Here is a 12811-nt window from a genome sequence, read left to right as displayed (position 1 = left end):
CGGCCCAGGACTCAGACCTCGATCGTCCCCGACACCGACACCTCGGTCGCACCGCCGATCCACAGCTGCGCGTCGGACTCCTCCACGAGGATCCGGCCATCACGGCCCAGCGCCACGCCTTGACGTGCGGCGTAGGGTGCGGCCAGCCGGCCCGTCGAGGTCAGCCACTGCGCGAGCGACGCGTTGAGGCTTCCCGTCACGGGGTCCTCCCGGAGCACGCCACCGTCGTGGCAGAAGAAGGCCCGCACCTCGAGCGCCAGGTCCGATCCCTCCGGGTGCAGGCCCGCGATGCCGATGTCCCAGCGGCCGCCCGACGGCGCGGTCGGCGCCACAGCCAGCACCGCGTCGGCGTCCTTGAGCAGGAGGCCCACCCAGCCAGGCCCGTTGTCCACCCAGGAGGCGTCCACCACGTCGTCGGGCGAGATGCCGAGCACGCCGCAGACCTCCTTGAGGAAGGCGTCGTCAACGGGTCCCGATCGCTGCAGAGGAGGGGCGGCGAACGCCAGCGACGCGCCGTCATGCCTCAGCGGCACGAGGCCGACGCCGCACTCCTGCACCACGGCGCCCGGCGTGCGCGGCACGCCTCCCGCGTCGAGCCACGCACGAGCGGTGCCGAGCGTCGGGTGCCCTGCGAACGGAAGCTCGCTCGAGAGCGAGAAGATGCGGACGCGATAGTCGGCCGCCGGGTCCGTGGGCTTCAGCACGAAGGTGCACTCCGAGAGGTTCGTCCACTCGGAGATGCGCACCATCTGCTCGGTCGTGAGGTCGTCGGCGTCCAGGATCACCGCGAGCGGATTGCCCGAGAAGGGCCCGGAGCCGAAGACGTCGATCTGACGGAAAGGGAGCTCGGTCATGGCGTCCACGCTAGAGAGCGCCTGTGGGGCAGGTCATCCTCAGGTGGCACCACGTCATTTGACCTGCCCCGGCCATCACCGTAGTGTCGGGGACCAGGCGTCGGGTGCGATGGGGCTCGCGGCGCCGCTTTTCATGTCCGGGGTCAGGCGAAGTCGCGCGCCAGATCCAGCACCGCCGCCTCGAAAGCGTCGAGCGCGAGCGCCACGTCCTCCACGATCACCGACTCGTCCTTGTGGTGCGAGATCCCCCCGCCGCAGCGGATGAACAGCATCGCGTAGTCCGTGAGCGAGGCGATCGCCATCGCGTCGTGCCCCGCCTTGGACAGCAGCTCGAGCGGCTCGTGGTCGCCCGTGGAGGCGATGCCGGTGCGGATCGCCTGCGCGAGCCTGTCCCCCACGACCGTCGCCTCGGCATCGTGCCGCTCGATCGCCTCGAAGCTGAGATTGCGCGCGGCGGCGATCTTGTCGGCCTGCTCCTGGATCAGGTCCCACACGCGGTCGCGAAGCTCGTCCGTCTCGGCGCGAAGGTCGAGCGAGAAGTCGGCGCGGCCGGGGATGACGTTCGCGGCACCCGGGTAGGCCTGCATGCGGCCGACGGTGCCGATCGCACCGTTGTCGCGAGACAGCTCCTCGATCGCGGAGACCAGCTCGGAGGCACCGAGCAGGGCATCGCGGCGACGCCCGTACGGCATGCCGCCCGCGTGGCCCGCCTCCCCGACCATCGTGAGGTCGAAGCGGCGGGCGCCCATGATGCCGGTGACGACTCCGAGCGCGCGGTCCGCATCCTCGAGAAGCGGTCCCTGCTCGATGTGCGCCTCAAGGTAGCCGATCACCTTCTCGCGGGGCAGCGCGGCGTCCTCGATCCGCTCCGGGTCGAGCCCGAAGGCCTCGAACGCGGTCCGCAGAGAGATCCCCTGGGGATCGCGCAGCTCCCACCACGAGTCCTGCCAGGCGCCGGCGACAGCGCACGAGCCGAGCAGGGTCCTGCCGAAGCGGGTGCCCTCCTCGTCCGCGAAGCCGAGCACCTCGACACCGAACGGAAGAGTGATCCCCTTGGCCTCGAGACGACCGACGACCGCGATGGCCATGAGGGTGCCGAGGATGCCGTCGTACCGGCCCGCGCCGGGAACCGTGTCCAGGTGAGACGCGAGGAGCAGCACAGGAGCGTCGTCCGTGGGGCCAGCGAGCGAGCCGCGCTGGTTGCCAGCGGCGTCCTGCCAGGGCTCGAGTCCGGCCTGAGCCATCCACTCGCCCACGGTCCAGTTGGTGCGAGAGTGCTCGACCGTCAGGTACGAACGCTCGATCGCGCCGATGCGGGAGCTGTGCGTCGCGAGGATGTCGCAGCGCTCCAGCACCTCCTCGGCAGAGAACGGGACCACGAGATCGGTCTCATCGGGCGACGGGACGGTCACCGGGGCCATGCCGGGCGAGGCGTAGGGCGGGATGTTCACGCGGCCGCCTCCGCGTAGACGCGGTACGCCTCGTCGACGCCGCCGCCGGCGGGAAGGCCGAAGCCCTCGCGTCGCAGCACGGCCTCGAGCGCGGCGAGCGTGGTGAGCACGGCGTCCTGGCGCGCGTTGAAGCCCATCGTGCCGATCCGCCACACCTTCCCCTGAAGCGGGCCGAAGGACGTGCCGATCTCGATGCCGAAGTCCTGGAGCATCCGCCCGCGGACCGCCTCGCCGTCGACGCCGTCGGGGATGACGACGCCCACGATGTTGGTCATCTTGTGCTCCAGGTCACCGAAGACCTCCAGACCCAGACCCTGAACGCCCGCGAGCATCGCACGGCCGTGCAGCAGGTGCCGCGCCTGGAACGCCTCGAGCCCCTCCTCGAGCACGATCCGAGCCGCCTCGCGTGCGGCGTAGAGCATGGTCGTCGCCTCGGTGTGGTGGTTGAGGCGACGCTCGGACCAGTAGTCGAAGACCATCGACATGTCGAAGTAGTTGGAGCGGATCGGGTGCGCGGCCACCGCGTCGCCCTCCGCACGGATGCCCGCCTCGATGCTCTTGCGGGAGTTGATGATGCCGACCGCACGAGGCGAGAAGGTCGCAGGCGCGGAGCCGGACGGCCCGCCGAGGCACTTCTGCAGGCCACCGGTCGCGATGTCCACACCCCACTCCTCGGTGAGGAACTCGTTGCCGCCGATCGAGGCGGTGACGTCGGCGTAGAGGAGCGTGCCGTAGCGGGCGCACAGCTCGGCGAGGCCGTCGAAGGGCTGGACCACCGTCGTGGAGGTGTCGCCGTGGACCACGGCGAGCAGCTTGGGCTGCACCTTCGCCATCGCGTCGGCGATCAGCTCATAGGGCGCGATCTGGCCCCACTCGATCTGCACGGTGTGCACCTCGGCGCCGCAGCGCTGGGCGATCTCCACGAGAAGGTGGCCGAAGCGACCCATGACGGGCACGAGCACCCTGTCGCCGGGCTCGAGCACGGAGACGAGCGCTGCCTCGATGGCGCCTCGCGCGGTCGAGTCGACCAGCAGAGTCTCCTGGTAGGAGGAGACGAACACTCGGCGATACAGCTCCTGGACCTCGTTCATCGCATGCGTCATGAACGGGTCGTACTGCCCGACGAGCGGAGCGGACATGGCACGCAACACGCGCGGGTCCGCGTCGATGGGTCCGGGCCCCATGAGAAGCCGCGGGGGCGGGTTGAGAGGGCCCGGCAGGGTCATCGCTCCTCCAGAAATGTTGATGAGACCTACATAGTGTGCCGGATCAAGATTTCAGGATCGTTTCGCAGGCGCCTCGGCTCCCGCAGGGCGCTGAGTACTGCTCCGACCCACTCGAAGCGTCCCGCGCGGCGCTCAGGACCGCCTGAGCGCCTTCTCCCACGCGAGCGCCTTCTCGATCAACACCAGATCCGACCCGCGCGGCCCCACAAGGCAGAGGCCGACCGGCCCGTCGTCGGTCATCATCCATGGCACCGAGAGCGCAGGCCGACCGGTGAACCCGGCGATCGCGGTCATGGACAGCGTCGCCTCACGCACCTCCTGCAGATAGTCAGGATCCGCGTCCAACCGCGGCGCCGGCGAAGCGGTCGACGGCAGGACCAGGATCGTGTCGCCGAGCGCCTCGTCGATCTCTCGCGCGAGCGCCGAGACCTCGATCAGCCCCTCAGCCTCCAGTTCGGGAGTGACCGACGCCGCGAAGGCGAACCGCTCCTCGACGTCGGGGGCGACCGCGCCAGGATGCGCGGTGATCCACTCGCCGTCAGACCTCCAGGCCTCCGCCGACTGCGTCACGCGGAATCCTCGGTAGAGCCGGCCCAGGTCGGGAAGGTCCACGGTCTCGAGGTCCACCTGCACCTCCAGCCGCTGCAGGAGCGCATGGAAGGCCTGGCGGACCTCGGGCTTCACGGCGGCACCCACCTGGGGCGAGGCGAGCACCACATCCCCGAGCTCCACGCCCGGGTCCCCCGAGATCGACGCCTTGGCCGCCGCAAGCAGGGTCGCGCCGTCCCGGGTGAGCCAGCCGACGGTGTCGTAACGCGGCGCGAGCGGAGCGACGCCTTCAAGGCTCACCGACCCGTGCGTCGTCCTCAGCCCCCACAGGCCCTGGTAGGAGGCAGGCACGCGGATCGATCCCGCCGTGTCAGATCCCAGACCGATGCTCGCCTGGCCGAGCGCCACCGCCGAGGCGGGTCCAGACGACGAGCCCCCCGGGATGGTGCCCGGAGCTGCCGGGTTCGGTGGCGTGCCGTAGTCCGGGTTGAGTCCCGCGATCGAGTACGCGAACTGGTCAGTCTGCGCGATACCGACGATGTCCGCGCCCGCATCGAGCAGCGACTGCACCGACGGGGCGTTCGCCTCCTCGATCGGAGCCTCCGCCAGGTAGGCGCGCACCCCCACGCCGATCCGCTGACCCGCGATCGCGTACAGGTCCTTCACCGCGACGGTCTGACCCGCGAGCGGGCCTTCGGGCACACCTGCCACGAGCGGGGCGCCGACCACGCGCCACACACGCTGGTCGATCGCCTTGGCCGGAGCCGTCACGTGCGCGGCGACGATCCGCCACCCCGCGCCCGGGCCGTCGGCCGCGTCCTCAGAGAAGCGCCACAGCTGCGACACGAGGCCCCGACCGCCCGCGGCCGGGGCATTGACCGACACGGCGAGCCAGTCCGCGCCCGCCGGGGTCAGGTGGAGCTCCACCACCCTGCGAGGACCCACGCCGCCGCGAGCGCCGCGGAAGCTCGTGATCGCGTCATGGCCCACCAGCAGGCCCGACGCGTCACCGCGCATCGAGTCGGGTCCCGGCGCGAAGAACGCGGCGAGCGCGTCGAGGTCGTCGGCGCCGAGGGCGCGCTCGTACGCAGAGACCGCCTCGATCAGCGAGTCGGGTGCCACAGCGCCCGCAGCCACGTGGATGTGCGTCATGCGTCGCTCCTCACCGAAGCGTCCGACGCTTCGAAGTCTTCCTTGCGGATCATGGCGTGCGCCCCGCACACGAGATCCACAACCTGCGAGATCCGCAGGTCGGTCGCGGCCGACAGGTAGGCGTACGCGAGGTGCGCCTCCATCCCGTACCGCGCGGACAGGATCGCGATCGCGGCGCGCGTCGCCTTGCGGACCGCCTCGTCGAGGTCGGCATCGATACCCGTGGGCATCAGATGAGTGGAGGTCTCGCCCAGCGGGCCGACCAGGTCGCCGAACGCGCGAGCCGCCTCACGCGCCGGGATCAGGTCCAGACGGATCCGCACCCTCAGCGACGCCTCGAGCGCGGTGAGCGCCACCTCGCCGTCGCCCTGCGCGAAGTGCGGGTCGCCCACGTATGCGAGCGCACCCGGCACCTGCACCGGCAGGTAGAGCGTGGACCCGACCACGAGCTCCTTGATGTCGATGTTGCCGCCGTGAGCGCCCGGCGGGACGGAGTGCGCGCGCTCGTCAGTGTCCGTCGCGACGCCCATGATCCCCAGGAACGGCGCGAGCGGGAACGACACGTCGCGCGGGCCGCCGTCGCGACGCGGAAGCCGCCCCTTCCACGTGCCGTCCGCGTCGGGCGAGATGGGCGCGAAGACCGACACTGCGTCGGCGCCGCCCGCAGGCATCTCGTCGGGGAGCGCACCACGTCCGTGGCGATTGGAGATCACGCCGTACGGCACGCGTGGAGTCGCGTCCAGCAGGGTCACAGCAACCACGTCCCCCGGCTTCGCCCCCGCGACCTCGATCGGGCCGGTCACCACGTGCGGTCCATCGGAAGCCGGGTCGCGACGGTCAGAGCCCGAGAGAGCCACCGCCTCGGCGAGCACCTCGTCGGCCCCGACGCCATGCCCCGCGAAGAATGCGACCGCGTCGGACCCCTGGTCAGGCAGCAGCCCCTCGTGGCTCAGCGTGTCGACGACGACCTCGGCCCCCGACTCGACCGTCAGCACCGGCGCATCGCCGCGCGCGGGCAGCCTGCCCCAGAAGACCTGGTCCGGGTCTGCAGGCACGTAGGGCAGCCCTTCCGGCAGCCTCTCGCCCGACCTCAGGATCCCGTCGAAATCGCTCACGCCTCGCCCTTCCGCCACGGGCATCGCAGTGCGGGCCGGGGTGCCCGCACCTCGCCGTGCCCTACTCTGGCGCTACGAGAGTACCGCCGACGCGCGGCCGTGCCCCCTGTGTGCGGGCCCGCCCGCGTCCCATCCCCACCAGGAGGAACCGTGCTGGAACGCATGCGCGCCAACCCCGACAACAGCTACCTCGGACTGATGCTTGCGCTGACGTTCTCGACCGGCATCATCGACGCCGTCGGCTACCTGGGGCTCGACCGTGTGTTCACAGGCAACATGACGGGAAATGTCGTCATCCTCGGCATGGGTCTCGCAGGCGCTGACGAGCTGCCGGTGCTCGGACCTGCCGTCGCCCTGGTCGCATTCATGGCGGGCGCCGCCGCGGGCGGACGTGTGCTTCGCGGCTCGCGCGACGGCTGGACCGGCAAGCACACCGCGCTCTTCGGCGCCGTCGCTGCGGTCCTGGTCGCTGGCGCGATCACGGTGCTCACGGTGGAGATCGTGCAGGGCTCCTTCCTCGCCTACTCTGCGACTGCTGCGCTCGGCCTCGCGATGGGCTGCCAGGCCGCGACCGCACGCCACATCGCGGTCAAGGACGTCACCACCGTCGTCGTCACCTCCACCATCACGGGCCTCGCCTCGGACTCCGTGCTGGGCAAGGGCGGCGGCCAGCCGTGGGCCCGACGCGCGGGCGCCGTCGTCCTGATCGGTGCGGGCGCCGCGACCGGCGCGCTGCTCCTGAACGTCAACCTGGGGGCAGGCATGCTGCTCTCGGCCGCCATCACGATCGCCGTGTTGGCGCTGGGTCACATCACGCGTCCGGGCCGCGGCCCGCGAGTGCCGTACGACGGCGTCATCAGCCAGGGCTGACGCCGGTCGCGGCGCTCCGGGGCCGTTCCGGTGCGCTGCGGCGAGAAGCACTCTCATTCACCTCCCGGCCGATTCCCGCGCGCACGCTTCTTCACGCACGTGGGACCCTTGGGGCCCGTGGGGCGGCAGTGCGGCACCTTCAGTCGCGTGCGCACCACGCGTCACAGGTGCGTGAAGAAGTGCCCGCCGCTACGCGGGCACGCCTAGCCGCACCGCCAGTCCGACGCGGCTAGCCGTTGAGCGCCGCGAAGACGTCGTAGATCAGGAAGGCGGGCCACACGAGCGCCTGCAGGAGCGCGCCCACGTGCTCCCAGAAGCCTTCCGCTTGCTGCCAGAACCAGACGGCCGAGCCGATCATGGCGAGGAAGTACGTGCCTCCCCAGCCCGCGGCCGATCCCGAGTTGCTCGCTGTCATCTCTGATCCCCTGCCTGGGACGCACCCCACGCCCTCAGTTCAGGTCTACCAGCCGACGGCGGGGCTGGCCGGGTGAGAGCCACGTCGGCCGGGTGAGCGAGACGTCGGCCGGGTGAGAGGCGCGTCGGCCGGGTGAGAGGCGCGTCGGCCGCTCGCACCCGTGAGAGCGAGGTGAACCGCCCGAAGGGCGCGACGGGCCCGCGCCTGCCGACACTCTGAACCAATCCGGCTTCCGACACGCCGCGAACCACCCTCAGATCCGGTCAACCGGCGGCGTGTCGCGCTCAGATTGGTTCAAAGTGTCGAGCCGTGCGGTGCGAGGCGCGCCGCACGCGGCTCATTCAGACCCACCTCTACCAGGCACTTCGCCACATCCCAGGCGCGCTCGCTCGCCTTGAGCGAACATGACTCAACTTTGACTTGAGTCGCATGCGCTCAAGTCTTATAGTGAGGGTGAGCGACGGGCCCGCAGGGGCCACCAACAGGGGCCGGCTGACCGGGTCCGCCGCCCGTCGGGGACAGCCCCCGACCCCACTTGAGACTCACACACAGGAGGTTCACGATCATGGCTCGAGAGGTGATGCGCCAGCAGGTTCCGGCTACCGCCACGTCGCTGTGGCAGGACGACCTGAACCGCATGTTCCGGCAGTTCTTCGGCGACGCCGACGCCCCGCTCGCGGGGGCCTTCTCCCCCGCTCTGGACGTCAAGGAGACCGACGACGCGTTCACGCTCCACGTGGAGCTGCCCGGCGTCAAGGCCGAGGACGTCGAGGTCTCGCTTGAGGACAACGTGCTCACCGTCTCCGGCGAGCGCGGGTTCTACGACGAGACCGACGCCGACGGCTACCGCAGGGTCGAGCGCCGATTCGGAAAGTTCCACCGCGCGGTGCGCCTGCCCGACCGGGTGTCCCCGGACAAGGTGGACGCGACCTACGCCGACGGCATCCTCACGATCACGGTGCCGAAGGCCGAGGAGGCCAAGCCGCGCAGGATCACGGTCTCCAAGGCCGCATAGCCCGGCAGAACGCCAGCACGGACCCGTGCGGGCGACACCCCTTCGTCGACCCGCACCGCCCGGCTCGCCGCTCCGCTCCCCCCTTGCGGAGAAGGCTGAGACGGCGAGGGCCCCAGGGAGAGATCCCTGGGGCCCTTCGCATGTGCGGCTCATCCCTGGTCGCCGCCAGACTCCCGACGCGGGGCATGCAGCTCGCTCTGCTCGCGCATGATCTGACGCATGGGGGTCGCACGCTCGACGCCGTAGAGCACGCCGGGGAAGTTCAGCTCCTTCTGGATGCGCCAGATCTCCTCATGCCGGTCGGGCGACAGCAGGCGCGCGGGGTGCCCGACTGCGACCCAGCCGATCGGCACCGTCGTGCCCGCCTCCAGCAGCGATCCCACCTGGACGACGCCGCCGATGCGCACCTCGCACCCGTCGCCCAGGCGCGCCGTGGGGAACACCGACGCGCCGGTCGCTATGAAGCATTCGGCGCCGATCGACGCTCCCGAGATGTGCGCGTGCGGGCCCACCATGACAGCGTCGCCGATCGTGCATGCGTGGCCCGAGCGGGACTTGACGACCGCGTTCTCCATCACGAGCACGTCGGCGCCGAGGGTGACCGGACCCTGCTCGCCCGATACGACCGCGCCGTGAAGAATGCGCGTGCCGGGGCCGAGCGTCACGTCGCCGCTCACCACGGCCGATGCGGCGACCGAGGCGGACGGATCGATCCGCGGGCTCACCCCTGCATGGTCGACGATCATCAGAGCCTCCCTCGCACGGCAGCGTTCCAGCCCAGGGTACGTCCGGGAACGGCACGGGGCCCCGGGGAGCGATCCCCGGGGCCCCGCGGCCACCCCCTCGCGCGAGTCGGACCGCTACGCGGCCGACCAGCCTCCGTCGGACGGCAGGATGACGCCGTTGAGGTTCACACCGTCATCCGACAGGAGGAAGGTGATCGACGCCGCGAGCTGGTCTGCGGACGCAGGCGTCGGAGTGACCGCCATCGCGGTGGACACGCGGTCCTGGCCCAGCTCGGAGTCGAAGCGCGCCTCGATGTTCGTCATCACCGCACCCGGGGCTACCGCGTTCACGCGGACACCCGTCTCCGCGTACATGAAGGCCGAGTTCTTGGTGAGGCCGACGATCGCGTGCTTGCTCGAGGTGTAGGCGGCACCCGCGGCCGAGCCGCGAAGGCCCGCCTCCGAGGCGACGTTCACGATCGAGCCACGGCCAGCGGCGAGCATGCGGGGCAGCACTGCGCGGGAGAGCTTCATGGGCCCCGTCACGTTCACGGCGAAGACGCGGTTCCAGATCTCGTCCGTGACCTCGTGCACCGGGGTCATGTTGTCCATGATCCCGGCGACGTTCGCGAGCGCGTCGATCTTCTCGCCGGCAGCGTCGAGCACCTTGGCGAGGTCCTCGTCCGCCGTCACATCGGCGCGGACGACGGTGATGTCGAGGCCGTCGTGCTCGGCCGCGAACTCCTTGAGCCTGTCCTCGGAGATGTCGAGCGCGATCACTCGGCCGCCCTCGCGGGCGATGCGCGAGGCCGTGGCGCGGCCGATGCCGGAGCCCGCGCCGGTGACGATCACGGTCTTGCCGGTGAACCGGCCGTCGGTGATCCTCTCCTCCCATTCGGGCTGCTCGACGGGCGCGGTGGTGGGCGCAGGGGCGGCGGCCTCGGGCTCAGGCGCACCTCCCGCCGCGGCGGCGGCGTCGACCTTCGCGATCAGGTCGTCGAGCATCTCCTGGGTGAAGCGACCACCGCTGAGCTTGATGAGCTTGTTGAAGGAGAAGCGCTTGGCGGGGCCGAAGACCTTCTCGTTGTGACCGTTCTCCGCAAGCATGGCGCGGATGACGGGGCCGCCGTAGGGGTCGGCGAGCCATTCGGTGACCTTGGAGTCGCCAGAAAGACGGGTGTGCGTGGGGGACATGGGGGGACTGTTCCTTTCTCAGCATCCGGACATCGTTGTCCGGTTGTTATCGTAAGCAGATGACCGTCTCCCGCGCCAATCAGGGGCCGCGCGCCGCCGCAGGCAACCGGCGCGCGCTGCTCGATGCCGCACGTGAGCTCTTCGACCAGCGCGGGATCGACCTGCCGCTCGTCGAGGTGGCCCGCGCCGCCGGAGTCGGCCAGGGAGTGCTCTACCGACACTTCCCGGACAGGCTGGCGCTGGTGTTCGCGGTGTTCGAGGAGAACATGGAGCGGCTGGAGGCGCACGCCGCGGCCTCACCCATGACGGTGCGCGACCTCGCCTTCGAGGTGGCCTCCGGCACGAGCGGTATCGCCCCGATGCTGAGCCTGGTCACACAGGCGACTGACGACCCGCGCCTCATCTCTCTCGAGGAGCGGATGCGTGCGCTGCTCGACGGTGCGCGAGGGCGCGACCTCTCCTCGGGGCACCTGAGACCCGAGCTCTCGGTCGAGGACCTGCTCGCCGCGATGTCGATGATCGCCGCCCTCACGGCCTCCACTCCCCCGGCGCTGCGGCAGTCCCGGGTGGAGCATGCATGGGCGCTGCTGGAGAAGGGCGTCTACGCCGGCTGACTACCAGGCGCGGTGGGTCACCTTGCCCGCCGCGACGGTGAGCGACACGTACATGCCGCGCAGGGTCGGCATGTCGGCCGTCCGTGGGTCTGCGTCGAGCACGGCCAGGTCCGCCTGGCCGCCGACGGCCAGCGCGGGCACCGCCCAGGAGGCGCGAAGCGCGGTCATCGGGTCGACGGCGTTGCCGGGTTCCCACGCGTCACGCGCGTCGCGGGTGCGATGCACCGCCGCAGAGATCGCGAACCATGGGTCGAGGGGCGCGACGGGCGCGTCGGAGCCGAAGGTGAGCGTGGCGCCCGCCTCGGTCAGTGCACGGTAGGGGAAGGCCCGCTCCGTGCGGCCGGCCCACAGCCGGTCGGTGACGTCGCGGTCGTCGAGAAGGTGCTCCGGGTGCACCGACGCCCCCACTCCGAGCGCTGCGAAACGCGCCAGATCCGCATTCGCGACCAGCTGCGCGTGCTCGATGGTGCCGCGCGCGCCTGACGCCTCGAAGGCGTCGAGTGCACGAGCCACGGCGAGATCACCGATCGCGTGGAGCGCGATGGCAAAGCCCTGGGCGTGGGCGTCGGCCATCACCTGCTCGAGCTCACCCTCGCCGTAGACGGCGTATCCGAATCCACCGTCGAGGTAAGGGTCGTGGCACAGCGCCGTGCCCGAGTTCAACGCGCCGTCGGCGAAGAGCTTGAGCGCGCCGACGGTCACCATGCCGCCCGTGTCGGGCACCACCGCGCCCGTGCGCTCGCCGCGCGCGACAGAGAGCGGCAAGTGCTCGGGGTAGATGTTCGCGACGATCCGCATCGTGTCGAGCCCGCGGCGGAAGCGACCGGCCCACACGCCCGGGTTGTCGGCCATCTCGAGGTCCGTGAGGCGGGTGACCCCGCGCGCGGAGGCGGCGGACAGCGCCGCGGCGATCAGGTCGTCCTCGCCTTCGGCCGCCTCGCGGTCGACGGCCTGCTCGACGGCGAACGCACCGTCCTCGCGCACGATCCCGGTGCGCGGCGCGTGGAACCGCTGCGCGGCCGCCTCGTTCACCCAGACCGTGTGGAGATCGTGGGAGACGACGACGATCGCGCGCCCTTCCTGGCCCGCGGCAGCGGCGGCGGCGTCGAGCATCTCCCCCGTCGGCTCGCGGGTCCAGAGCGCGTCCTGGAATCCGCGCGCGACGAACGCGGAATCGTCCACCACGTGCTCGCTCGCGAGCGCCACGCGGATCGCCTCGGCTGCGTCCTCAGGCTCGCGCGCGGCCGACACGTCCAGCCGCGCCAGATGCTTGGCCCACATGGTGAAGTGCGTGTGGTGATCCACGTAGCCGGGCGTCACCCAGCGGCCCTCGAGGTCGAACACGTGGTCCTCCACGGTCGCTGTCGCCTCGCCTGCGGGCACGATCGAGGCGATCGTGTCGTCTTCGACCACCACGTCGACGGGGGCGTCGGGCCCGTCCAGGAGCCTCACCGAGCGCAGCACCAGGGTCACAGCATTCCTCCAGATCGGGTCGCGGCGGGGACGAGGGCGACACTACTCCGGCACATGAGCGGTGTCCGACAGCCCCGGTGCGGGCAACCGGCAGAAGAAGGGTGAGACCGCCGCTTGAGCACGACCTCACCGCGACGTCGTTCCGCCCTGCTGGCGCC

Annotated in this window: 12 protein-coding genes; 3 read left to right on the top strand and 9 right to left on the bottom strand. The window is 71.0% G+C overall.

Annotated features, from left to right (window positions below; genetic code table 11):
• Positions 1 to 11 precede the first annotated feature (11 nt).
• The 5 genes from QQX04_RS02315 to QQX04_RS02295 all read right to left on the bottom strand — a co-directional run bounded on the left by QQX04_RS02315 (position 12) and on the right by QQX04_RS02295 (position 6347).
• The gene (locus tag QQX04_RS02315) at positions 12 to 854 is read right to left on the bottom strand and encodes a PhzF family phenazine biosynthesis protein (RefSeq protein ID WP_301125848.1); all 843 of its coding nucleotides are present in this window, start codon (positions 852 to 854) and stop codon (positions 12 to 14) included.
• 143 nt (positions 855 to 997) lie between these two features.
• Positions 998 to 2305, bottom strand: a complete 1308-nt coding sequence (locus tag QQX04_RS02310) for an allantoate amidohydrolase (RefSeq protein WP_301125846.1) — start codon at positions 2303 to 2305, stop codon at positions 998 to 1000.
• The gene (locus QQX04_RS02305; protein ID WP_301125844.1) at positions 2302 to 3531 is read right to left on the bottom strand and encodes a pyridoxal-phosphate-dependent aminotransferase family protein; all 1230 of its coding nucleotides are present in this window, start codon (positions 3529 to 3531) and stop codon (positions 2302 to 2304) included. The genes QQX04_RS02310 and QQX04_RS02305 overlap by 4 nt, the downstream gene beginning before the upstream one ends.
• A gap of 132 nt (positions 3532 to 3663) precedes the next feature.
• Positions 3664 to 5232 carry an AtzH-like domain-containing protein gene (locus tag QQX04_RS02300; protein ID WP_301125842.1) on the bottom strand — a complete coding sequence of 523 codons (1569 nt, stop codon included), beginning with the start codon at positions 5230 to 5232 and terminating at the stop codon, positions 3664 to 3666.
• Positions 5229 to 6347 carry an acetamidase/formamidase family protein gene (locus tag QQX04_RS02295; protein ID WP_301125839.1) on the bottom strand — a complete coding sequence of 373 codons (1119 nt, stop codon included), beginning with the start codon at positions 6345 to 6347 and terminating at the stop codon, positions 5229 to 5231. Before QQX04_RS02295 ends, QQX04_RS02300 begins: the two co-directional genes overlap by 4 nt.
• A gap of 150 nt (positions 6348 to 6497) precedes the next feature.
• Here QQX04_RS02295 and QQX04_RS02290 point away from each other — a divergent pair, with 150 nt between their 5' ends.
• Positions 6498 to 7217, top strand: a complete 720-nt coding sequence (locus tag QQX04_RS02290) for a YoaK family protein (protein WP_301125837.1) — start codon at positions 6498 to 6500, stop codon at positions 7215 to 7217.
• Between the two features lie 229 nt (positions 7218 to 7446).
• On the opposite strand, the gene QQX04_RS02285 is transcribed toward QQX04_RS02290, so the two are convergent.
• Complete coding sequence (locus tag QQX04_RS02285) at positions 7447 to 7632, bottom strand: hypothetical protein (RefSeq protein WP_301125835.1); 186 nt, start codon at positions 7630 to 7632, stop codon at positions 7447 to 7449.
• Positions 7633 to 8197: 565 nt separating this feature from the next.
• On the opposite strand from QQX04_RS02285, the gene QQX04_RS02280 reads away from it, so the two are divergent.
• On the top strand, positions 8198 to 8647 hold the full coding sequence (locus QQX04_RS02280) for an Hsp20/alpha crystallin family protein (RefSeq protein ID WP_301125833.1): 450 nt from the start codon (positions 8198 to 8200) through the stop codon (positions 8645 to 8647).
• A 149-nt stretch (positions 8648 to 8796) separates the two neighbouring features.
• Here QQX04_RS02280 and QQX04_RS02275 read toward each other — a convergent pair whose 3' ends face one another.
• Together QQX04_RS02275 and QQX04_RS02270 are read right to left on the bottom strand one after the other, a co-directional pair.
• A complete protein-coding gene (locus QQX04_RS02275; RefSeq protein ID WP_301125831.1) occupies positions 8797 to 9393 on the bottom strand; it encodes a gamma carbonic anhydrase family protein in 597 nt (198 codons plus the stop codon).
• A 114-nt stretch (positions 9394 to 9507) separates the two neighbouring features.
• On the bottom strand, positions 9508 to 10566 hold the full coding sequence (locus QQX04_RS02270; protein WP_301125829.1) for an SDR family NAD(P)-dependent oxidoreductase: 1059 nt from the start codon (positions 10564 to 10566) through the stop codon (positions 9508 to 9510).
• 59 nt (positions 10567 to 10625) lie between these two features.
• Between QQX04_RS02270 and QQX04_RS02265 the strand changes: the two genes are divergently transcribed.
• Entirely contained in the window at positions 10626 to 11180 is a 555-nt protein-coding gene (locus QQX04_RS02265) for a helix-turn-helix domain-containing protein (protein WP_301125827.1), read from the top strand.
• Here the strand turns inward: QQX04_RS02265 and QQX04_RS02260 are convergent, their stop codons facing one another.
• Positions 11181 to 12653, bottom strand: a complete 1473-nt coding sequence (locus QQX04_RS02260; RefSeq protein ID WP_301125825.1) for an amidohydrolase — start codon at positions 12651 to 12653, stop codon at positions 11181 to 11183.
• Positions 12654 to 12811: the final 158 nt, after the last annotated feature.

Origin of the sequence: Demequina zhanjiangensis (genome assembly GCF_030418315.1) — a bacterium.
In the GTDB taxonomy this organism is placed as follows: domain Bacteria; phylum Actinomycetota; class Actinomycetes; order Actinomycetales; family Demequinaceae; genus Demequina; species Demequina zhanjiangensis.
This window is presented reverse-complemented; position numbering and strand designations above follow the sequence as displayed.